Source organism: Flavobacterium sp. (assembly GCF_039930565.1).
Lineage (GTDB): Bacteria > Bacteroidota > Bacteroidia > Flavobacteriales > Flavobacteriaceae > Flavobacterium.
Window position 1 is genome coordinate 1 of sequence record NZ_JBDTTP010000073.1, and the last position, 21,055, is coordinate 21,055.

Below are 21,055 nucleotides of genomic sequence, written 5' to 3' on the forward strand. Positions count from 1 at the left end.
TCCAGTTCCAGTCTTTTTCAATATTCGAAGCATTTACAACCAGTAAATACTGCTCTTCTTTCATTTTATACACAATCAAATCATCAACAATTCCGCCATCATTGTTAGGCAGACAGGAATATTGCGCTCTTCCAATTGTCAAAGTCGAAGCATCATTCGAAGTCACTTTCTGAATCAAAGCCAAAGCATTGGGACCCGTCAGCAAAAATTCTCCCATATGTGAAACGTCAAAAACGCCCACACTGTTACGAACCGTTTCGTGTTCAGCATTAATACCTTCATAAGTAATCGGCATATTATAACCGGCAAAAGGAAGCATTTTTGCTCCCAAACCTTCGTGTATGTGCGTAAGCGCAGTATTTTTCATGTGATGTTTTATAAAATTGTGTCGCAAATTTATTCAAAAATTATCATATTTTATACATTCTCATTATTAAATCAATAATTTTTAGGAGCTATTTCCGGCTGTACATTCCAATCTTTTACTTTTTAAAGGAAAAAGCAAAAGGATTTCCATTTCCATCCGGGCTAGGGCTTTTCGAAACTGTAGTGCGAAACGTTATCCAATATTTTTATGTACTTTTAAGTAACAAAGCCATCAAATGAAAGCACCCGTTTTAATTACAAAGCATTATATCCTGAAATTTTATAAACCTCCAACTCCCGAAACCCATAAGGGAATTCAGGGACATGCCGTAACTATTGCAGGTAGTTATGGCAAAATAGGAGCAGCCGTTTTATCCTCAAAAGCGGCGTTGAAATCAGGTTGCGGACTAGTTACTGCTTTTATCCCAAAATGCGGTTATCAGATTATGCAGGTTGCCATTCCGGAAGTCATGGTGGTTACTGATGAATATTCCAATTCAATCACGAATATAAATTTGCCAATAGTACCGCAGGCTATCGGAATAGGTCCGGGAATCGGGCAGGAGCCTGCTACTCAAAAAGCAATGCTGCAATTTTTAAAAAACAATAAAGCACCTTTGGTAATAGATGCAGACGGACTCAATATTCTTTCTCAAAATCAATCCTGGATGGAGTTCTTTCCAGAAAAAACAATCCTGACACCACACCTTAAAGAATTGGAACGATTAATAGGCAATTGGAATTCGGATGCTGAAAAATTTCAAAAAACAATTGATTTTTCCAAAAAAAACAAAGTCATTATTGTCATGAAAGGGGCACCAACTTTCATTATCAATCAAAATAAAATCTTTCAAAACACCACCGGAAATGCTGCTCTGGCAACTGCCGGAAGCGGAGATGTACTTACCGGAATAATTACCGGTTTACTCGCTCAGGGTTATGAACCGGAACAAGCAGCAAAGTTAAGCGTGTATCTTCACGGATTGACTGCTGATATTGCATTGCCGGAAACGGGTTATCAATCATTTACGGCTTCAGACATCATTCAATATTTAGGAAAAGCATTTTTGAAATTAGAAAATCAGTCAATTTGAATTAGAAAAATTATTGTAACTTTTTACTGGAAGAAATATTCTAAAACCTAAAATTCTTAAGTTTGTACTTATGATAAACAATTTCAATCTCAGAACGGTAAATGTTACCCGTTATATCACCCCTTTGCGTGAAGGAGGTTCTTTACCTGCTTTGGCAGAAGCCGATGATGATTTTAAATATGTGCTGAAATTTAAAGGAGCCGGACATGGTGTAAAAGCGTTGATTGCAGAATTGGTTGGCGGTCAAATTGCTAAAGCCTTAAAACTTCAGCTTCCCGAATTGGTTTTTGCCAATCTGGACGAAGCTTTTGGACGAACAGAAGCCGACGAAGAAATTCAGGATTTACTTCAGGGAAGTCAGGGATTGAATCTTGCTCTTCATTTTTTATCAGGAGCTATAACTTTTGATCCTGTTGTTACAACTGTTGATGCTAAATCTGCTTCACAAATTGTGTGGCTGGACGCTTATATTACCAATGTTGACCGAACATTCAAAAATACCAATATGCTGATCTGGCATAAAGAATTATGGCTCATAGATCATGGCGCGTGTTTATATTTTCACCATTCCTGGAACAATTGGGAACAGCATGCCAAAAGTCCCTTTGCATTAATCAAAGATCACGTTTTATTGCCTCAGGCTTCAATTTTACAGGAAGTTGATGCTGAGTTTAAAGCGCTCTTAACAAACGAAATTCTGGAAGAAATTGTCAATACGATTCCGGAAGAATGGCTGCAATGGGAAGATACCGATGAAAAGCCGGAAAGTTTAAGAAATGTATACCTGCAGTTTTTAAAGACCCGATTAAACAATTCAGAAATCTTTGTAAATCAGGCCAAAAATGCAAGATAATCACTTATATGAGTACGCAGTAATTCGTGTAGTACCAAGAGTCGAGCGCGAAGAATTCCTGAATATCGGAATCATTTTATTTTGCAAAAGAGCTAAATTTATAAAGCTTTTAGCGCACATAGATGATGCAAAAATTGAAGCATTGTCCAATGATTTTGATATTGAACAATTATATTGCAATGTTACGGCACTTAAAAAAATTGCTGATGGTGCCAAAGACGGAGGGCCAATTGCAGAAATGGATATTCCGTCACGTTTTCGTTGGTTAACCGCGATTAGAAGTTCAGCCATTCAAACTTCACGACCACATCCAGGACTTTGCCAAAACTTAGAGGAAACCATGCAAAGGTTATATGAAGATTTAGTTTTGTAAAAATAAAAACCCCTAAATACGATTGTATTCGGGGTTAATAAACTGATAATAATTTCTAATTAGAAAGATCCGCACGTATTTCCTGAAAAAGTAGCTCCGGCTCCGGCAGAAATATCTGCTTTAACAGCAGAAGCTGCCAACGTTACAATAGAATAAGGAGGTGTAAAAGCAGTATTGCTTCCTGCTTGATTTCCTGTAGTATTGGTAAAAATATTTCCAACAGCGGTAACTGCCGTATAACCAGTCATCAGGTCGATTGGTGTTTTTACGTTTTCAAAAACATTGTTTTCTACACGAATATTAGCTTCAAAACCGGCTGCAACACATTTATTACTAACAGAACTATTAAAGTAATTGTTGATTAAATGTACTTTTCCAAAACGAACTCTTGGCATTCTTTCTTTACAGCCCGGAGCCCACCAGCAACGAGCAAAAGTAATTCTCAATTTTCCACGATCTGCAGTGGCACCATCGCTTGAACCGATTAAGTTAGAATACCTGTGATCGTCAGATCCGCCTGATCCACCTGCTTTTGGAGGTTTTAAATAGCCAAATTTGCAATACGTAACCGAAATATAATCCGATTTGTTTTTGATGTCAAAATTGCCATCAACACCATCCCTGAATTCGCAGTGGTCCACCCATAAATTTTGGCAGTCATCCAAAATAGCATTGTCCCATCCATCTGTATCATAAGCACCAGGACCTTCAAAAATAAGATTTCTGATGATTATATTTTTACATCTTTTAATGTTGATAATTCCTGATGCATCTTTGGTTTGGTTCGTAGAAACTAATTTAGCACCGCTCGTACCATAAATGGTTTTACCAGTCTGGTCCTGAAAGGATAACCTTGTTGTAACGGTAATAGTACCGGTTACCTTGATTACTTTAACAGCACTGTTTTCAATAGCCGACTTTAATTGGGCATAAGTCGTTACCGTAGTTTCTGCTGAAGTTCCGCCTCCTGTAGTCCCTCCGTTTTGTGATGCCCAACCCGGAACCTGAGAACAGTTTCCTACTTTTCCGGTCAGGTTTTGAGCGGTTGCTGCTGCAGTTGTTTCATCATTTTGAACACTTGCGATTTCTTCGGTATTGCAACTCGTAAAGCCGAAAATAAATGTTGCAATCAACACCGATAATTTTAATTTAATTTTCATAATTAAGTTTTAGTGGTTATTTACTTATGATGTAAAATAATTAATAAAAAAGTCATTAAAAGTTGAACAAGTTCAATTTTTGTATTAAAAAAATGTTTTTTTAATTATTTATCATTTATTTTTTTACATATAATATAATTTCTGTATTTTTGTGGTAATCGATTACATTTTATTTTATTACGGTAAATATTCAATAAAAATTTAGAAAAATAAAATTAAGCATATGTACGAAGCCCTCAGAAAAAGCATAGAACGCAAGATTCCCCTCACAGACGAGGAATGGAAAATTATAGCCGGCAAAGCAGAATTCATTAAACTAAAAAAGAATGAATTCATGCAGATTCAGGACTCGAATAATTCTTACGAAGGTTTTATTTTAAAAGGGGCTTTCAAAACCTATATTCTGAACGAAAACGGAACCGAAAGCGTAATTTTCTTTTCCTTCGAAAATGAATGGATGTGTGATCTGGAAAGTTTTTATCATCAAAAACCAACCAAATACAACATTAAGGCAATTGAAGACAGCGAGATTCTGGTGATAACCAAGTCAAACAAAACGTTGCTGTTTAAGGAAGTACCCAAGTTGATACAATTTCACATCATGATGGTCGAAAGGGCTAATATTGCCATACAGGAAAGACTTTTAGATGTTTTAAATAAAACGTCCAAGCAAAGATATCTGGATTTTATACAAAGATATCCTCATAAAACCCAAACCATCAACAACAAGAATCTATCTTCTTATCTTGGGGTTTCGCATGAGTTTTTATCCAAAATCAAGAAAAGAATCTAAATTTTAGGGCAGGTCGGATGTAGTTTTTCTAGAAGCTGTTTCCTGCTGTCCGCTATATTTTTTGTGGCGAACCCCGCCACAAAAGGTAATTGCGAGAGCAATTCGACCATCAGGGCTAGGAAAGGAGTTTTTAAAAGACGTTTTTATGAAAATTTAATGATATTATGAAGTTGAACTTATTTCAAATCAATCAGAAAACCAAATATAATCAACGAAAAGCTTGCAACTGGCCCTGACATAATACACGCTAAAACAGTTTGCCATCTCCGGTACAAGCGATATCTACAACGATCATTATGATATAGCATTGTTTAATAAAGTGTATAACAAGAAATTTGATAGCATAAATTTTTCCCGAACTGTTTTTGGGTCATTCAGTAAAAGCGAATCTAATTTTCTAATGAATAAAATAGCAATTAATATAATTAGAATAATCGAAAGCTATAATACTATTATATAACTCATTTAGCAATTATGAATAAGTTTTTCAATTCCCATAGCTAAAAAGACACATGGAAAAATACTAAAAACTGGAAATATAGGAATCAATGTCAATAATGCATTTGTAAAAGCATATTTTGTAAATCTAAATTCCATAGGATTTTATTTGAGTTTTCAGCGTTTGTAACTTTTTAAAATGTGATCTTGTTCAGAATCGGTTTTTAAAACTATTTCTTTTTGTGTTACAGTGTCAATTTTCACACAGTTCCGTAAACCTCCCACATGTGTGCAGGATAAGTTATTGAAATCTGTAATGATTTTTTCAGTATGGTTTTTTAAGTCTACGAGTTTGAGTTTTTCGTTTTCCTGATATAGGTTTTCAATATAAAGCAGCACTTTCTGTTCTTCTTTTAAATCGACTAAAATGCCTTTTTTTAATTCTTCACCGTTTTTCTTTTTTATTAACTGCATCTCGTGAGGATTTCCTGAGCCATAAGATTGAACAAAGAGAAAGGTATCTCCAAAATCAGCTCCAATATATCCAAGGTTTTTATGCAACATTGGATAACTGGTTTCGTTAAGTATTTTAATATCACGATTTCCTTTTACTAAAGTTAAGCTTTGTAAAGATTCATTTTCAATGCTGTCTTTATAAACACGATAAGAAAGATGATATCCATTTTTTAGAATAGTATCAAAATCGTATGGTTCTATTTCTGATTTAACTGATTTTAATTTTTCCTGTGGTCCAATATCACTTTGCTGTTGAGATTCTGTGATTTTAATTGAAACATCATTCTTAACTTTTTTTTCCAGATTAGCGCAAGAAAAGAGAAGTGATAATAAAATTATTAAAATTGTATTTTTTTTCATTACGCTATATTTATGATATGAGCTTTGCAACTTCAAACCTATTTATACAAACTTTTAAATGAACTTATATCATTTATATGGAGATAAACAAAATCATATCATTTTCTCCAAAAAAATAAATTCCAAAGGTGCATCAGAAATCGAAACATGAATTTCGCTTTCAGGAAAAGCTTCTCTTTCACCAGTATCCACATAACCGTGGCGTTTGTACCACGCAATAAGCTCTTCACGAACCGAAATTACCGTCATAATAATACCTGACAATCCCAAAGCTTTCGCCTGATTTTCGGCCTCAGCCAGCATCTTTTTGCCAATGCCGCTGTTTTGCAGTTCTGGTGAAACCGTTAACATTCCCAAATACAATTGCTGTTCTTTCTCTACCAGTAAAACCGAGCCAGTAATTCTTTCATTATCAGTAAATTTCAGAATCGTATTTTTAGGATCCTGGATAGTTTGGGTCAATTCTTCTTCCGTAGTTCTTTTTCCTTCTAAAATGTTAGCTTCGGTAGTCCAGCCTTTTTTAGACGATTCTCCTCTGTAAGCTGAATTTATTAAGATTGTTAATACTGGAATGTCTTGTAATGTTGCTTTTGTGATCATGAATTATAACGTGAATTATTTTTTTAGGTAGCTTTAAAAACCAAAATTACAATGTTTTTTTATCTTTTCAATCACAGATTCAATTTGTTGTTGATGTTGCGAACGAACCTTTTCAATATCTAAAGTTCCTCCCAGAATAAACATTTCTTTATCTTCAAAGCGTTTGCCCAATCTGTCATCAAGAAAAATAGATTTCATGCTTTTGGCAATTCCTGTTTCCTCAAGAAAATCGTTAGGATGTCCGGCAGTACAAATCGCGAGGCCTAATTTTAAGGTTTTCATTTTATAACTGGACTTGTCGTTTCCATAGGCATAGCCCACAGAATAAACTCTGTCAAACCACCCTTTCATTTTTGCCGGACAGTCGCTCCACCAAACCGGATATAAAAAAAGAATACAATCTGCTTTCTCTATTTTTTGATGCTCCTGCAAAACATCTGCAGGAATGGGTAAAGTTAGGTTAGCAAATCCTTCTCTTTCATATTCCGCCTCTGTCATATCACTTTGAAAACCCATTTCATAAAGATCGGAAATTTCAAGATTCCAATTTTCAATACTGATTAAGGATTTTAATTGTTCCAAAACCTGAAAAGTGTTGGATTGTTTGCTGGGATGACTGTAGATGATAAGGATGTTCATGCGCTTTATTTCGGATATTATTTAGATTACACGAAAATAGCAATTAATGCTGTTGATACCAATAATGCCATTGCTATTTTTGAAGTATAGGAAAGAATTGTCCCAAGTATTGTAGCAATGATTTTTTCACCATTATCTTATTCCAATTGTGCCGCTTTTGGTTTTATGGGACGGAATTGTATCTTCCCTCAAAACGTATTTGGTTGAGTAAATGAATGCACTTATAGCCGGTTTAAACAGTAAAGAAGACTTTAACTGTGAAGTTGGAAAAAGTAAAATCAGGACTTGGGAGGATTTTGTTTTGTTGGGTACGAAGAGTGATTTTAATTTAGTTGCTAACGCTAACGTCCCGCTCGTAAACTTTTCAATTGGATTTGAATTTCTTTGTGTTTACGAGCGGGACCTTTGAGCTAGCCTCGGATTTTTTTTTTATTTATCTAAAACTTCTTTAGGTATAAATTTTAATATGGTTTCAAAAATATGTCTAAACTTTTCCCAATTTTCATCAGTTATTTCAATATCTCCATTAAAGATGGCTTGAGCAAACTTTTCTTTCGACAGAGCTTTATTTACATTTGTTTCATCATAAACATCAGTATCAATTATTTCGAATTTGCCAGCCCTTTTATTTGAACCTGAACCAAGATTTAATTTTTGAATTAAATGTCTGTTTGTTTTTAGATCAAATTCATTCCCGATAAATAATCTTTCTCCATTAATTTCGAATTTAATTTTTTCTTCTTCAAATAGGAACTCGGTAGAAATTCCACTTGGTTTAATTTTAAATGAATAAATACCATATTCACTTTTTTCTTTAATTTTTATATCAGTATCTGAATCAAAAATTCCAATTAAAATTTTCTTTCTTTTATTTTTATTTCCTATTCGACTATTTATTTCGTTTGATAAATAACTATTTAATGGCGATTCGCCTAAATCCGCAATTACATTAGTTCCGCAAATTTGATTTTCTACATCTTCTTTTGTTCCAAATCGATAAAAAAAGTTTTCGTCAATTTCTAAAAATTCTTCTTTACTGTGAAAATGATGTAAAGCTTTTAGAATATATTTCCAATCCGTTTTTCCTTCAGTAATTATTAATACGTTTTCATCTGATTCTATTGTTGATTCTAGTTCTTGAATACGATCAGATTGGTTTTTAATCTTATCATAAAATTGTTTATTAACTTTTTGCAATTCAAAATAATCATCCTTATTTATTTTTAAAATTCTTGAAGGTGAATCTTGTTTTTTGAAAACTTCATAATAAGATGCGTATTCTGGAGCTAAAGATATCGTAGCGGGTGAATGTGTCGTTAAAATCACGGGAATCCCTTTGGAAATAAAATATTTTTCAATTACAATAAAAAAACTTTCGATTAAAGAAGGATTTAATACTGCATCAAATTCATCTAGTAATAGTAATTTTTTTTCAACTTTTTCTATCTTTTGTAAAGAAGTAAAACATAGAGAAATTATAGTTTTTTCACCGTCAGATAAATCCATTAATTGTCGACTTTCTTCTTCCATAATTTTGCCTTCAGAATCTATTTGAAATAGTAATGGTGTTTCAATAAGTTCAGCAAATTTAACTTCATAATTATCTTTGAACCTATAATCAATTTTTAAAATCTTAAACAAGTGATTTAACTCTGTCCATGGTGCTAAACCTAATTGTAATGGGTCAAATGCAGGTCCCTCTATTTTACCAGCGTTCTGTTGACCATTTGCTATTTCAATTGCGTGAATATAAAATAGATCACCGATAACATCAGTAAATTGATCATCTGATTTCCATATTAATTTATTATTTCTAATTATAGTTTTAAAAATATCTTCAGGAATGTCTCTTTTCACTGGATCATATAAACCTCCAAGTAAATTTATAAGTTGTTCAGAAATATCTTTATATTGAGGATTTTGTGAGGCAGATAAACCGTAGTTTTTATAATATTGAAAAGCTTGCTCAATTGAAGTATTAATTACTGTCGATGATGATTTAACTATTTCGGGAATATTAATATTATCTTTAAAAGATTTAAATTCTATGTTTTTATAAGTTATAGGAATGTCATCAATATTAACTGCATTAGAAATTTCTCTCTTTCTACCAGTAGAGGGATTAATATCTCCCTTTCCATTGATAATACTCATAAATTGTGATTTTCCAGAACCATTAATGCCAGATAGTATTATTAAATCTCCTTCTAATTCAGTTTCAAAATTTGTACCAAAAGACTTATATTTTTCATTTAACTTGATATTAATTTTCTTCATCAAAAATATTTTAAATAATTAGATTTATTTATCAAACATAGTAATTTGCCTTACAAAAAGCTAGTTAGGGTATAAAAAAGAAAGCCACAAATAACACTAAAATAGATTAGTATAATCTGTGGCTTAAAATTTTATAAAAGCAAAACTATCAACCCAAAAACGCCTTCAATTCCTCATAACTCTTAATATTCACACTAACTTTCTCCTTATCCATAACACTTTCAATCTGCGTAGGAATCGGAAGCGTAATGCCTAAAGCAGGTTCAACCACATCCAGAAATTTAATTGGGTGAGCTGTTTCTAAGAAAATACCAATGGCGTTAGGATATTTCTCCAATTCTTTTTTCAAACCTAAATACCCAACAGCACCGTGCGGTTCTGCGATATAACCATTCGTGTTATAAATATTTTTCATAGCTTCAAGGGTTTGCTCATCGGTATAGCTATAAGATGAGAAGTCTTTTTGGAAAGCACTCATATCATTATTGTACAATTCCTGAATCCTGATAAAGTTGCTTGGGTTTCCAACATCCATGGCGTTTGAGATGGTCGCTTTAGAAGGTTTCGGGTCGTATTTTCCGTTGGTTAAAAATCTTGGTACGGTATCGTTTACGTTGGTAGACGCTACAAAATGTTCAATTGGCAAACCTAATTTCTTAGCCATAATTCCGGCGCAGATATTTCCGAAATTTCCGCTTGGACAAGAGAAAATCAAGGGTTTTTTTTGGCTTTTCAAAGCTTTGTAAGCAAAGAAAAAATAAAACATCTGAGGTAACCAGCGCGCAATATTAATAGAATTTGCCGAAGTCAGGTTTTTATGCGCTAAAGTTTCGTCTAAAAATGCTTTTTTCACCATATCCTGGCAATCATCAAAAACACCGTCAACTTCCAAAGCTTTAATATTCTGACCTAAAGTCGTCAATTGTTTTTCCTGAATATCGCTCACTTTTCCTGTTGGATATAAAATCACGACATCAACGCCTTCAACACCCAAAAATCCACTTGCGACAGCGCCACCGGTATCTCCGGAAGTTGCTACTAAAACGGTATTTTTAGCGTCTTTTTTATCCTTGTTAAAATAAGCAAGACAACGTGACATAAAACGCGCTCCAACATCTTTAAAAGCCATTGTAGGTCCGTGGAATAACTCCAAAGAATAAATTCCTTCTTCTACTTTCACCACCGGAAAATCGAAACACAAAGTCTCGGCAATAATTTCTTTTAATGTATCTGCCGGAATTTCATTACCCACAAATTGCTGAATCGCTTCAAAAGCAATTTCTTCGTGGCTCAAACTTTCAATTTTATCAAAAAAAGACGAATCTAAAGCCGTGATATTCTCAGGGAAATATAATCCTTTATCGCTTGCTAATCCTTGTATTACCGCTTCCTGAAACGAAACTTTCGGGGCATTATGGTTTAAACTATAGTATTTCATTTTATTTTAGATTTTAGAAAAAAGAGAATAGAAAATAGAATATAGACTTTTCTTAAAATCAAATTCCAATTTTTAAATTCCAAATTCCAATAATTTGTATTTATATATTTTAAGTTTTTTTGTCATTTCGACGTAAGGAGAAATCACTGAGGGAGAGCAACGCGCTGTTGTCGAGTTTCTAGTGTGATTTCTCCTTACGTCGAAATGACAACTTTGTCTTAATTCTTACGACTTAATTCTTTACAAGATCCTAACTCCATCAGGGTTAATTTTCGAAACGTGAATTTCATAAGGTAAATTCATTTTTTCGTAAACCTCGCTCATGGCTTTGGCAATTTTATCTGCTGTTTCTTTTCCTCTGCTTAAAGCAAAAATCGAAGGGCCTGAGCCTGAAATTCCGGAACCTAACGCACCGTTTTCTAAAGCTGTTTGTTTGATCAGATCAAAACCCGGAATCAAAACGCTTCTTAATGGCTCCACGATTTCGTCATGAAGCGATCTCCCAATCAAATCGTAATCTTTGGTGTATAATCCGGCGATTAATCCACCCACATTTCCCCATTGCATAATCGCGCTTTTTAGGGAAACCGTTTGTTTCAATACCGAACGTGCATCCGATGTTTTCAATTCAATCTGAGGATGAACTACTGTTGCGAATAATTCCTCAGGACTGTCAATTCGGATAATATCAAGCGGAGCATAACTTCTTACTAACGTAAAACCACCCAAAAGGGCAGGGGCAACGTTGTCAGCGTGTGCGTTTCCGCTGGCTAATTTTTCTCCCTGCATCGCAAACTGCACCAAATCTTTACGAGAATAAGGTCTTCCTAATAATTCATTAATTCCAAAAACGGCTCCCGCAGAACTTGCAGCACTGCTTCCGATTCCGCTTCCGGCTTTGATATTTTTGTAAATTTCAATTTCAAAACCAAAATCCAGCTCGTCCAAAGTTTCCAACATCGCTAAAGCTGCAACTCCGGAAACATTTTTCTCTGTTTCTAAAGGCAAATCGGCACCCACAATTTTAGTAATACGAACTCCTTTCCGGTCTGATTTTCGAATAATCATTTCATCGCCCGCAGTATCTAAGCAAAGTCCAAGTACGTCAAATCCGCACGAAAGATTCGCAATAGTAGCCGGGCAAAATAGTTTAATCTGAGTCATAAAGTTTTAAAGTCTTAAAGTCGAAAGTCTTGTTGAATGCCATAAAAATCTTTTTCTTTCCGACTTTATGACATTCGACTTTCAGACTAAATTATATGTTTCCAATTCGAATTACATCTGCAAAAATCCCTGAAGCGGTAACGGCAGCACCAGCTCCGGCTCCTTTGATCAATAAAGGCTGATCTACGTAACGATCTGTGTAGAACAATACGATATTGTCTTTTCCTTCCAGATTGTAAAAAGGATGTTCTTTTGGAATGAATTGCAGGCCAACGCTTGCTTTTCCGTTTTCGAATTGCGCTACGTATTTCAAACGGGAATATTTGGCTAAAGCTTCTTCGTAAATTCCGTTAAAATGTTCAGCATGTTTAGTTAACGAAGCAAAAAAGTTATCGTTATTAGTTGTTGCTAAACATTCAGCAGGTAAAAAAGCTTCGTTTTCGATAGCGTCAATATCCATTTCGTAACCGCTTTCGCGAATTAGGATTAAGATTTTACGGGCAACGTCAATTCCGCTTAAGTCAATTTTAGGATCCGGTTCTGTGAATCCCTGAACTCCGGCTTCTTTCACAACATCATGAAAAGAATTATTCTTGTCGAAATTATTAAAAATAAAGTTCAGGCTTCCCGATAAAACCGCTTGTATTTTATGCACTTTATCACCAGAAGCGATTAAGTTTTTTACGGTATCAATAATTGGTAATCCCGCACCCACATTCGTTTCAAACAAAAACGGAGCGTTGTATTGGCGTGATAAGCTTTTTAATTTTTTATAATTATCGTAAGCAGATGAACACGCAATTTTGTTACAAGTCACAACAGCAATACTTTGTTTTAAAAATTGTTCGTAAGTTTCAGAAACACTTGCATTGGCTGTAATATCAACAAAAATACTGTTCCGTAAATTCATTTCTTTGGCACGCTCAATAAAAGCTGGTGCGTTGGCAGGTTCTCCTTTATCCAAACTAGCTTGCCATTCTTTTAAAGAAATTCCGTCTTCATCAAAAAGCATTTTTCTGGAGTTGGACAAAGCGATTACACGAACATTGATCTTCAGGTTTTCTTTTAAGAATTTCTTTTGATTGTGGATTTGCTCGATGAATTTCTCACCCACATTTCCAACACCCATTACAAATAAATTCAATTGTTTGGTATTTTCTTCGAAGAAATTTTCATGTAGCGTATTCAATGCTTTTTTAACGTCTCTTTCATTGATTACTGCCGAGATATTTCTTTCTGAAGCACCTTGTGCAATCGCACGGATGTTCACGTTATTTTTTCCTAAAGTACTGAACATTCTTCCGCTCAGACCCTGATGGTTTTTCATGTTTTCCCCAACCAAAGCAATAATACAAAGGTCTTTTTCTACAATACAAGGATCAATTTTGTTTTGTAAAATCTCAACTTCAAAAGCTTTATTAATTGCTTCTTCGGCATTATCAGCATCCGAATTTAAGATTCCGATACAAATAGAATGCTCAGAAGAGGCCTGAGTAATAAAGATAACATTGATTTTTTCGTGTGACAACACTTCAAACAAACGTTTTGATGAACCTGAAACCCCAATCATTCCGGGACCTTCAAGAGTCAACAACGAAATATGTTCGATATGGCTGATTCCTTTGACAGGAGTAGTCTGAGCTGAAATTTTATTCGAAATCAAAGTTCCTTCCGATTCCGTATCAAAAGTATTTTTGATTAAGATTGGAATATTTTTTCTTAAAACAGGCTGGATAGTTGGCGGATACAACACTTTTGCTCCAAAATGCGATAATTCCATCGCTTCCTGATAGGATATAGTTGCAATTGGCTGTGCCTGTTTTACGATTTTCGGATTGGCAGTAAACATTCCGTTTACATCAGTCCAGATTTCAAGCTGTTCGGCATCAAGTGCTCCGGCAATAATAGCAGCTGTATAATCAGAACCGCCACGACCTAAAGTTGTAGTGATCCCGTCAAGTGTCAAGGCTATAAATCCTGGTAAAATATTGATTTGTGATTGATTCCCGGCAAAATATTCCTGAATCAGATTGTTTGAAATTTCAAAATTAACAGTTGCTTTTCCGAAATCGGCATTTGTTTTAATTAATTCACGGCTGTCTTTGTAAGCAGCACTTTTATCAATTTGCTGATACGCCTGTGCAATAATATAAGAAGAAAGCAATTCACCGAAACTCAAAATAGTATCAGCAGTTCTTGGGGATAGTTCACCTAATAAAAAACAGCCATCCAATAATGTTTCCAAATGGTTGATGATTCTTTTTATGTGGCTTAACAAACTGCTTTGTTCGCTAACCGGAATAAGTTCTTTTAAGGTATCAAGATGTTTTTTCTCGATTTCGGCAACAATGTCTCTGAAGCTTTCGTCGTTTTCAGCCGCTTTTGCTGCTGCTAATTGCAGCATATCTGTTACTTTGCTTAAGGCAGAAACAACAACAACCAATTTAGTTTCTTTAGAATTCTGGTTTATAATTTCGAGAACGAGTTTTATATTTTGTGCATTGGCAACCGAAGTTCCGCCAAATTTTAATACTTTCATTTTGATGTTTTTTTCTTTTATGCAAATATTTTTATGTATCCAAAGCCTTTCTTCTTTCAGGAAAAAAAGTATAGGTAACCAGGATTATATGTAAAATGTATACCCCTAAGGGGTAGTAGTAGTAGTAGTAGTAGTAGTAGTAGTAGTAGTAGTAGAAATTGTTGTAGCAACAGTTGCAACTCTTGTTTGAGTTGTCATTGAAGATTGATATTTGTTGCTGTTACATTTCATTTTTGATTTTTCAAAAGTACAGTTTTTTATAAAAGTTAAAAACCTTATTTTTCTTTTTGCGAATATTTCAATATTTCAAATGAAAGAATTTTAATATTGACTAATTGTTAAAATTACATATCTAAATATGTCTTATTCGTATATTTAATCTGATTTGCATCATTCAAAAATACATCTTAAGATAAATTGCAGGTAAAATAGTAACCAAAAAGCAATAGATTCAGCCGGATATTTTATCAAATGAATAACTTGCAGAGACCCGGAAGATTAAATATTTTATTATTGTTATAAAATGTTGCTTTTTAATATTGATTTGTTGAATTTTGGCATCTTAAAGAAAAAGTCAGATGAGCGATATCCATTATATAAGTACTGAAACCTTAAATTTAGAATCTTTACAGGAAATAATAGTCAATCAAAAGAAGTTGGAACTCTCAGAGGAAGCTAAAGTTAATGTGCAGAAATGCCGTGATTATCTGGATAAAAAAATGACTTCACATTCGGAACCTATTTATGGTATCAATACAGGATTTGGTTCGCTTTGTAATGTGAAGATTTCAAATGAAAATTTATCAAAACTTCAGGAAAACTTAGTAAAATCACATGCCTGCGGAACAGGGGAGGAAGTTCCTGCTGAAATAGTAAAACTGATGCTTTTTCTTAAAATCCAATCTTTAAGTTATGGACATTCAGGAATTCAGCTTCAGACTGTAAATCGTTTGGTTGATTTTTACAATAATGATATTCTGCCTATTATTTATACACAAGGTTCCCTTGGCGCTTCAGGGGATTTAGCACCGTTGGCACATTTATCTTTGCCTTTGTTAGGAGAAGGCGAAGTATATTTTGAAGGAAAAAGAAAGGCTTCCGCCGAAGTTTTAAAGCATTTTAACTGGCAACCGATTATTTTACAGTCAAAAGAAGGTTTGGCATTATTGAACGGAACACAATTTATGGGGGCTTATGGAATTCATATTTTGATGAAAGCCTATAAATATTCCTATTTGGCCGATCTGATCGGAACCATCTCTTTAGAAGCTTTTGATGGGAGAATTGAACCTTTCAACGAATTGATCCATTTTATACGTCCTCACAAAGGTCAGATTATAACTGCACAACGCATTATTGAATTTTTAGAAGGAAGCGAGATTATTGCCCAGGAGAAAAAACACGTTCAGGATCCGTATTCTTTCCGTTGTATGCCGCAGGTTCATGGTGCATCAAAAGATGCAATTGACTATGTTCGAAAAGTATTCAAAACTGAAATTAATTCCGTTACTGATAATCCAAATATATTTGCAGAAAGCGACCAGATTATTTCAGGGGGAAATTTTCACGGACAGCCGTTGGCATTGGCGTTGGATTTTATGGCAATTGCGTTGGCCGAATTAGGAAGTATTTCTGAAAGAAGAACGTATCAGTTAATTTCGGGATTACGCAATCTGCCGGCATTTTTAGTTGACAATCCAGGATTGAATTCCGGATTAATGATTCCACAATATACTGCTGCGAGTATTGTGAGCCAGAATAAACAATTAGCTACTCCGTCGAGTATTGATAGTATTGTTTCCAGCAACGGACAGGAAGATCATGTGAGCATGGGGGCCAACGGAGCTACAAAAGCATTACGTATAATGGATAATCTGGAGCGAATTTTAGCTATTGAATTGTTGAATGCCTCACAAGCCTTATTCTACAGAGAACCTTTAAAATCAAGTGATTTCATTGAAATGTTCATAAGCAGTTACAGAGAAATTGTGCCTTTGGTTAAGGAAGACAGGATTTTGCATTACGATATTGAAAAAACGATTTCATTCCTGAATAGTTTCCAAATAGAAAACGATTTATTAACAATGGCTTAACATATCAAACGATTAATGAAGTAATTTTGCACTATTAAAAAGATAAAAATGTCAATAAACAGTATTTTCCAATTTTTAGTGCCGAAAGACAAAAAATTCTTTCCACTTTTTGAAGAAGCTTCAAGCAATTTAATTGAATTGGCTTCTAACTTACACGAAGCTGTAAACCTTCCATTGAAAGAAAGAGAGGTTCTTTTTCAAAAGATTGACGAATTAGAGCAAAAAGGAGAAGATATTACACGTCAGACCAATCTTGAATTGAGCAGAAACTTCATCACTCCATTTGACAGAGAGGATATTCATACCTTAATTACTTCTATTGATAACGTTGCTGATTATCTTCACGGCGCAGCAAGCAGAATGAGATTGTATCAGGTTGATAAGATTACAAAATCAATCAGAAAGATGACAGAAATCAACCTTGAAGCTTGTCAGAATATTGACAGTGCAGTAAAAGAGTTGAGAAATTTAAATAATTTCAAAGTTATTAAAGATGCTTGTGCCAGAATCAATAAACTGGAAAACAAATCAGATAACGTATATAACAAAGCAGTTTTTGAAATTTTTGAGAACGAAACAGATGCTAAAAATATTATTAAATATAAAGAAGTTTTATCTGTTTTAGAATCAGCAACAGACAAATGTAAAAGTGTTGCCAACATACTGGAATCTATTTCCGTAAAACATTCTTAAGTTCAATTTATTTCAATCTGAAGTTATAATTTATGACGCTACTTATAATTATTATAGTATTAGCTTTAATTTTTGATTACATCAATGGTTTTCATGATGCAGCAAATGCTATAGCGACTGTTGTTGCTACAAAGGTTCTAACGCCTTTTCAGGCCGTACTTTGGGCAGCATTTTTTAACTTTTTGGCTTACTGGGTTTTTGGATTTGGTGTTGCGGATACTGTTGCAAAAACAGCACACACAATGGACATTAATCTTGTTGTTATTCTAGCTGGAGTAATTGCAGCAATTTGTTGGAATTTATTGACCTGGTGGTTAGGGATTCCTTCGAGTTCTTCGCATACTTTAATTGGAGGATTTGCTGGGGCAGCTGTTGCTCATGCAATATATATGCATGGTTTTTCTGATTATACAGTAATTGAAAATGATGTAACCATTACAAGACATTGGTACGAAATTGTAAGCTGGTATAAAGCAGGAAAAGATGGAGGTATGCCTTCGGGAGTTATTATTATTATTGCTTTTATTGTTTTAGCACCATTGTTGGGAGCATTGGTTTCTTATTTAATTTCGATCTGGTTATTAAATGCATCCCGTAAAAATGTTGGTCCAAAAATATTTACCGTTGCTTTAATGATTGCTACTATTTGGCTTGTGAGCAATTTAATGGTTCCTTATGCAGAAATTGAAAAACCAAGATTCGATTCTCATTTTTGGAGTGTAGCTTTCGATCCGCATAATATTAAATGGTTTTTGGTTGCTTTTATCATCTTAACAGTTAGTTTATTCTGTTTAATATTCAGCAGTTTAAATCTTCATCAGGCTGACGCGGCTCTGAAAAAAATGCAATTACTTTCTTCTGCAGCTTTTAGTTTAGGACATGGAGGAAATGATTCACAAAAAGTAATGGGTATTATTGCTGCAGCCGTAGCGGTTTATATTCATACAAACCCTGGAGTTCTCATGGATTCATGGTTGGATGTTGTTTTGCCAAATGATGATTTAGGAGTAAAAGGAGTAATGCCGGGCTGGATTCCATTAGCTTGTTATTCTGCAATTGCTGCAGGAACTTTGAGTGGAGGATGGAAAATTGTCAAAACAATGGGTTCTAAAATCACAAAAGTAACTTCATTTGAAGGTGTTGCTGCAGAAACTGCGGGAGCTTTAACGCTTTATTTTACAGAACATTTAAAAATTCCGGTAAGTACAACACATACAATTACAGGATCTATCATTGGGGTAGGGTTAACAAAACGTGTATCTGCTGTTCGTTGGGGTGTTACTGTAAGTTTAATTTGGGCCTGGATTCTAACAATTCCTATTTCGGCTATATTAGCAGGTATCGTATATTTTGTGTTAAGCGTTTTTATTAAATAACAAATGGTATTGGATAATTTGAAATATAAAATCACATTTTAAATAGAAATAAAAAGCTGGTTTTCTTAATTAGAAACCAGCTTTTTTATGTAATAAACGTTTTTGTTATTCTTTCATAAATAAATAATCTTTTCCGCCCTGTTTTAAAACCATTTCTTTTTTCTCCACATTGAATTCCATTACAACTCCGGCGGGTTCAAATTTAAATATATTTGAAGAAGTTGCTTCTAAGGGAAAAGAAGGTTGTCCTGTAGCTTGTGCAATTAATGTACTCTCTTTTTTTGTAATACTTATTTTTATAGGAATTTGAATACTTCCATATATTCCTAAATAGGAATCTAATGTAGCAGTTGTTATTTCTGCATTATTAAAAGAAGGCATTTGAAAAGGTTTTTGAAAATAAGAACTTAATGCGCACAAAAGAATATTGTTATTATCATAGCCCATTGCACCATTTGATGTTATAGCCAAAGCTAATTTTTCATCAGGAAAGTAACTTACAATAGATCTGAACCCATCAATTCCTCCTGTGTGTCCGTAACTTTTTCTTTCAAAATAAGGAAATTCAAGAATACCCATTCCAAATTTATCTTTTATTGTTTTCATCAGATTCAGGTTTTCTATTGAAACAATTTTACCTGCAAAAAGACTTTCAATAAAAATATTTAAATCGGTTGGATTAGAAACGATTGCTCCGGCTCCAAGTGGAATGGACATGTCTGTATCTTTTTCCTTCTCCCATTTTCCGGACAAAGTATAAGAATTAGACTCGTTGTTTTCTAAACTAATTTTCGCTCCCAAATAAGTGTTTTTCAATTTTAAAGGCTTGATTATTTTTTGATTCAGGATTTCTCCATACGATTTTTTATAAACATCTTCCAGAATAAATGATAGTAAAATATAATTTGAATTGCTGTATTGTCCTTTTGTATCCGGTTCAAATACAATATTTCCGCTAGCTATTCTCTCTGTCATTTTAGCTCTTGACTGTTTCTCATTGTACCATGTTAAATATTCTGCATCATTGGTAAAATCATGAATTCCGCTTCTGTGATTTAACAAATTACTAATGGTTATTTTGCCGGCATTTTTAACTGTTGGAAAATAGTTACCGATAGTTTGGTTCAGGTTTATTTTTTTCTCTTCAACAGCTTTAAAAATCATAGATGCCGTAAACATTTTTGAAATAGAACCAATTCTGTATTTTGTAGTGCTGGTTGATTTTTTTGAACTTGTGATGTCATCAAAACCTATTGACTTGGTGTAGATTGTTTTTCCGTTTTCAGAAATAGCAATACTTCCCATAAATTTGTTGTTTTTTTCCAGAATCTGAAATAAACTGTCCAGTCTTTTTGCATTAAAATTTTGAGAAAAACCGCTCGTAATAATAAGAGCAAATAAACCGGTAATAATAATTTTTTTCATAATAGTGTTTTTTGATTGATTGATTTTTTGAATTTTAATAAAAGTGTGATAAGAAAATAAAATACGATAATTGAGAGTAGCATTGCAGGAATAAACCAATTTTCCAGTATTTCTGTAACCTGGTTTTTTATACGGTCTTCCGGATTAAAAATTCCCAAAACAAAAAAGGAAAGTGAATCTTTTTTCATAAATAATCCAACAAGTGACGGGTTTGTAATCTTCGCAAAAATCAGGAAAACAAAACCAAATAAGAACAGATACAAAATAGAGAAAAAGATGTACGAAATTCCATTGGTAAAGTTTAGAACCAAAGCTTTAAAAACATGGACAGGATTAAATGTCTGTGTTGCCTGTTCCAGTTTTTTATCAGCTACAAGTGGTTTTAAAACTTCTTCCGGCGAACCCAGTTTTTCGATAATATCTAAAAGTGAATCTAATTCATTGGCTTCATTTTTATGCTGAATTGCTTCAAAAATGTGGCTGTTAAATTCCATATAAACATCATCCTGATTGCTTTTAGATAATGAAGCTGTTGTCCTTTTAATTCGCTTCATATAATCATTGTATATTCTTTGCGAAGCTTTTTGTTTGAATTTAATGTCTTCTATTCTCATTGAATGATTTTTTTGATTGATTTTTCCAGATTTGTCCAATATATATTCATCTCGTAAAGAGTTTCAAGGCCAGCTTCAGTCAGGGAGTAGTATTTTCTTGGGATCCCTGTTTCCTGTTCTACCCATTTTGATTCGACCAGTTGTTCTGTTTTTAACCGATTCATTAATGGATAAAGTGTTCCCTCGGCAATTTCTATTTCGGTATGTTTCCTTATTTGTTCTATAAGTTCATAACCATAGTACT

General features: G+C 33.8%; 19 protein-coding genes and 1 pseudogene. 7 read left to right on the forward strand and 13 right to left on the reverse strand.

Annotated features, from left to right (window positions below):
* A pseudogene (locus ABI657_RS15535) lies at window positions 1-367 on the reverse strand (glycine cleavage system aminomethyltransferase GcvT); the annotation flags it as partial.
* A gap of 235 nt (window positions 368-602) precedes the next feature.
* On the opposite strand from ABI657_RS15535, the gene ABI657_RS15540 reads away from it, so the two are divergent.
* From ABI657_RS15540 to ABI657_RS15550, 3 genes are all read left to right on the forward strand, one after another.
* Window positions 603-1,460, forward strand: coding sequence for an NAD(P)H-hydrate dehydratase (locus ABI657_RS15540; protein ID WP_348098186.1), 858 nt, complete (start codon window positions 603-605; stop codon window positions 1,458-1,460).
* Window positions 1,461-1,530: 70 nt separating this feature from the next.
* Window positions 1,531-2,313 (forward strand): HipA family kinase, encoded by a 783-nt coding sequence (locus tag ABI657_RS15545; RefSeq protein ID WP_348098187.1) that lies wholly within the window; start codon window positions 1,531-1,533, stop codon window positions 2,311-2,313.
* Window positions 2,303-2,686, forward strand: a complete 384-nt coding sequence (locus ABI657_RS15550) for a DUF3037 domain-containing protein (protein WP_348098188.1) — start codon at window positions 2,303-2,305, stop codon at window positions 2,684-2,686. Before ABI657_RS15545 ends, ABI657_RS15550 begins: the two co-directional genes overlap by 11 nt.
* A 59-nt stretch (window positions 2,687-2,745) precedes the next feature.
* Here ABI657_RS15550 and ABI657_RS15555 read toward each other — a convergent pair whose 3' ends face one another.
* Entirely contained in the window at window positions 2,746-3,846 is a 1,101-nt protein-coding gene (locus tag ABI657_RS15555) for a pectate lyase-like adhesive domain-containing protein (RefSeq protein ID WP_348098189.1), read from the reverse strand.
* 223 nt (window positions 3,847-4,069) lie between these two features.
* Here ABI657_RS15555 and ABI657_RS15560 point away from each other — a divergent pair, with 223 nt between their 5' ends.
* The gene (locus ABI657_RS15560; RefSeq protein ID WP_348098190.1) at window positions 4,070-4,639 is read left to right on the forward strand and encodes a Crp/Fnr family transcriptional regulator; all 570 of its coding nucleotides are present in this window, start codon (window positions 4,070-4,072) and stop codon (window positions 4,637-4,639) included.
* 615 nt (window positions 4,640-5,254) lie between these two features.
* Here the strand turns inward: ABI657_RS15560 and ABI657_RS15565 are convergent.
* From ABI657_RS15565 to ABI657_RS15600, 8 genes are all read right to left on the reverse strand, one after another.
* Window positions 5,255-5,953 carry a hypothetical protein gene (locus tag ABI657_RS15565; RefSeq protein WP_348098191.1) on the reverse strand — a complete coding sequence of 233 codons (699 nt, stop codon included), beginning with the start codon at window positions 5,951-5,953 and terminating at the stop codon, window positions 5,255-5,257.
* A 93-nt stretch (window positions 5,954-6,046) separates the two neighbouring features.
* Window positions 6,047-6,553 (reverse strand): GNAT family N-acetyltransferase, encoded by a 507-nt coding sequence (locus ABI657_RS15570; RefSeq protein WP_348098192.1) that lies wholly within the window; start codon window positions 6,551-6,553, stop codon window positions 6,047-6,049.
* A 33-nt stretch (window positions 6,554-6,586) separates the two neighbouring features.
* Window positions 6,587-7,192 (reverse strand): NAD(P)H-dependent oxidoreductase, encoded by a 606-nt coding sequence (locus ABI657_RS15575; RefSeq protein WP_348098193.1) that lies wholly within the window; start codon window positions 7,190-7,192, stop codon window positions 6,587-6,589.
* A gap of 429 nt (window positions 7,193-7,621) precedes the next feature.
* The gene (locus ABI657_RS15580; RefSeq protein WP_348098194.1) at window positions 7,622-9,469 is read right to left on the reverse strand and encodes a hypothetical protein; all 1,848 of its coding nucleotides are present in this window, start codon (window positions 9,467-9,469) and stop codon (window positions 7,622-7,624) included.
* 148 nt (window positions 9,470-9,617) lie between these two features.
* Window positions 9,618-10,907: a threonine synthase gene (thrC, locus tag ABI657_RS15585; protein WP_348098195.1), complete on the reverse strand. Its 1,290-nt coding sequence runs from the start codon at window positions 10,905-10,907 to the stop codon at window positions 9,618-9,620.
* Between the two features lie 240 nt (window positions 10,908-11,147).
* Window positions 11,148-12,071, reverse strand: coding sequence for a homoserine kinase (locus ABI657_RS15590; RefSeq protein WP_348098196.1), 924 nt, complete (start codon window positions 12,069-12,071; stop codon window positions 11,148-11,150).
* Between the two features lie 91 nt (window positions 12,072-12,162).
* Entirely contained in the window at window positions 12,163-14,610 is a 2,448-nt protein-coding gene (gene thrA, locus ABI657_RS15595) for a bifunctional aspartate kinase/homoserine dehydrogenase I (protein WP_348098197.1), read from the reverse strand.
* Between the two features lie 105 nt (window positions 14,611-14,715).
* Window positions 14,716-14,841: a hypothetical protein gene (locus tag ABI657_RS15600; RefSeq protein WP_348098198.1), complete on the reverse strand. Its 126-nt coding sequence runs from the start codon at window positions 14,839-14,841 to the stop codon at window positions 14,716-14,718.
* A gap of 347 nt (window positions 14,842-15,188) precedes the next feature.
* Between ABI657_RS15600 and hutH the strand changes: the two genes are divergently transcribed.
* Genes hutH through ABI657_RS15615 form a run of 3 tightly spaced genes read left to right on the forward strand, consistent with a single transcriptional unit; the run spans window position 15,189 to window position 18,772 of the window.
* Complete coding sequence (gene hutH / locus ABI657_RS15605) at window positions 15,189-16,703, forward strand: histidine ammonia-lyase (protein WP_348098199.1); 1,515 nt, start codon at window positions 15,189-15,191, stop codon at window positions 16,701-16,703.
* A gap of 48 nt (window positions 16,704-16,751) precedes the next feature.
* Window positions 16,752-17,396 carry a DUF47 family protein gene (locus ABI657_RS15610; protein WP_348098200.1) on the forward strand — a complete coding sequence of 215 codons (645 nt, stop codon included), beginning with the start codon at window positions 16,752-16,754 and terminating at the stop codon, window positions 17,394-17,396.
* Window positions 17,397-17,428: 32 nt separating this feature from the next.
* The gene (locus tag ABI657_RS15615; protein ID WP_348098201.1) at window positions 17,429-18,772 is read left to right on the forward strand and encodes an inorganic phosphate transporter; all 1,344 of its coding nucleotides are present in this window, start codon (window positions 17,429-17,431) and stop codon (window positions 18,770-18,772) included.
* Between the two features lie 105 nt (window positions 18,773-18,877).
* Here ABI657_RS15615 and ABI657_RS15620 read toward each other — a convergent pair whose 3' ends face one another.
* The 3 genes from ABI657_RS15620 to ABI657_RS15630 form a co-directional block, all read right to left on the reverse strand.
* On the reverse strand, window positions 18,878-20,197 hold the full coding sequence (locus ABI657_RS15620) for a serine hydrolase domain-containing protein (RefSeq protein ID WP_348098202.1): 1,320 nt from the start codon (window positions 20,195-20,197) through the stop codon (window positions 18,878-18,880).
* Complete coding sequence (locus ABI657_RS15625) at window positions 20,194-20,811, reverse strand: hypothetical protein (RefSeq protein WP_348098203.1); 618 nt, start codon at window positions 20,809-20,811, stop codon at window positions 20,194-20,196. Before ABI657_RS15625 ends, ABI657_RS15620 begins: the two co-directional genes overlap by 4 nt.
* Window positions 20,808-21,055 (reverse strand): PadR family transcriptional regulator (locus ABI657_RS15630; RefSeq protein ID WP_348098204.1); only part of this gene is annotated, 248 nt, incomplete at its 5' end. The genes ABI657_RS15630 and ABI657_RS15625, both read right to left, overlap by 4 nt.

Coding starts and splice junctions, on each gene's coding strand:
- ABI657_RS15620 (WP_348098202.1), bottom strand. CDS start 20,197: ATGAAAAAAATTATTATTACCGGTTTATTTGCTCTTATTATTACGAGC.
- hutH (WP_348098199.1), top strand. CDS start 15,189: ATGAGCGATATCCATTATATAAGTACTGAAACCTTAAATTTAGAATCT.
- thrA (WP_348098197.1), bottom strand. CDS start 14,610: ATGAAAGTATTAAAATTTGGCGGAACTTCGGTTGCCAATGCACAAAAT.
- ABI657_RS15625 (WP_348098203.1), bottom strand. CDS start 20,811: ATGAGAATAGAAGACATTAAATTCAAACAAAAAGCTTCGCAAAGAATA.
- ABI657_RS15615 (WP_348098201.1), top strand. CDS start 17,429: ATGACGCTACTTATAATTATTATAGTATTAGCTTTAATTTTTGATTAC.
- ABI657_RS15540 (WP_348098186.1), top strand. CDS start 603: ATGAAAGCACCCGTTTTAATTACAAAGCATTATATCCTGAAATTTTAT.
- ABI657_RS15550 (WP_348098188.1), top strand. CDS start 2,303: ATGCAAGATAATCACTTATATGAGTACGCAGTAATTCGTGTAGTACCA.
- ABI657_RS15570 (WP_348098192.1), bottom strand. CDS start 6,553: ATGATCACAAAAGCAACATTACAAGACATTCCAGTATTAACAATCTTA.
- ABI657_RS15555 (WP_348098189.1), bottom strand. CDS start 3,846: ATGAAAATTAAATTAAAATTATCGGTGTTGATTGCAACATTTATTTTC.
- ABI657_RS15600 (WP_348098198.1), bottom strand. CDS start 14,841: ATGAAATGTAACAGCAACAAATATCAATCTTCAATGACAACTCAAACA.
- ABI657_RS15575 (WP_348098193.1), bottom strand. CDS start 7,192: ATGAACATCCTTATCATCTACAGTCATCCCAGCAAACAATCCAACACT.
- ABI657_RS15590 (WP_348098196.1), bottom strand. CDS start 12,071: ATGACTCAGATTAAACTATTTTGCCCGGCTACTATTGCGAATCTTTCG.
- thrC (WP_348098195.1), bottom strand. CDS start 10,907: ATGAAATACTATAGTTTAAACCATAATGCCCCGAAAGTTTCGTTTCAG.
- ABI657_RS15610 (WP_348098200.1), top strand. CDS start 16,752: ATGTCAATAAACAGTATTTTCCAATTTTTAGTGCCGAAAGACAAAAAA.
- ABI657_RS15560 (WP_348098190.1), top strand. CDS start 4,070: ATGTACGAAGCCCTCAGAAAAAGCATAGAACGCAAGATTCCCCTCACA.
- ABI657_RS15580 (WP_348098194.1), bottom strand. CDS start 9,469: ATGAAGAAAATTAATATCAAGTTAAATGAAAAATATAAGTCTTTTGGT.
- ABI657_RS15565 (WP_348098191.1), bottom strand. CDS start 5,953: ATGAAAAAAAATACAATTTTAATAATTTTATTATCACTTCTCTTTTCT.
- ABI657_RS15545 (WP_348098187.1), top strand. CDS start 1,531: ATGATAAACAATTTCAATCTCAGAACGGTAAATGTTACCCGTTATATC.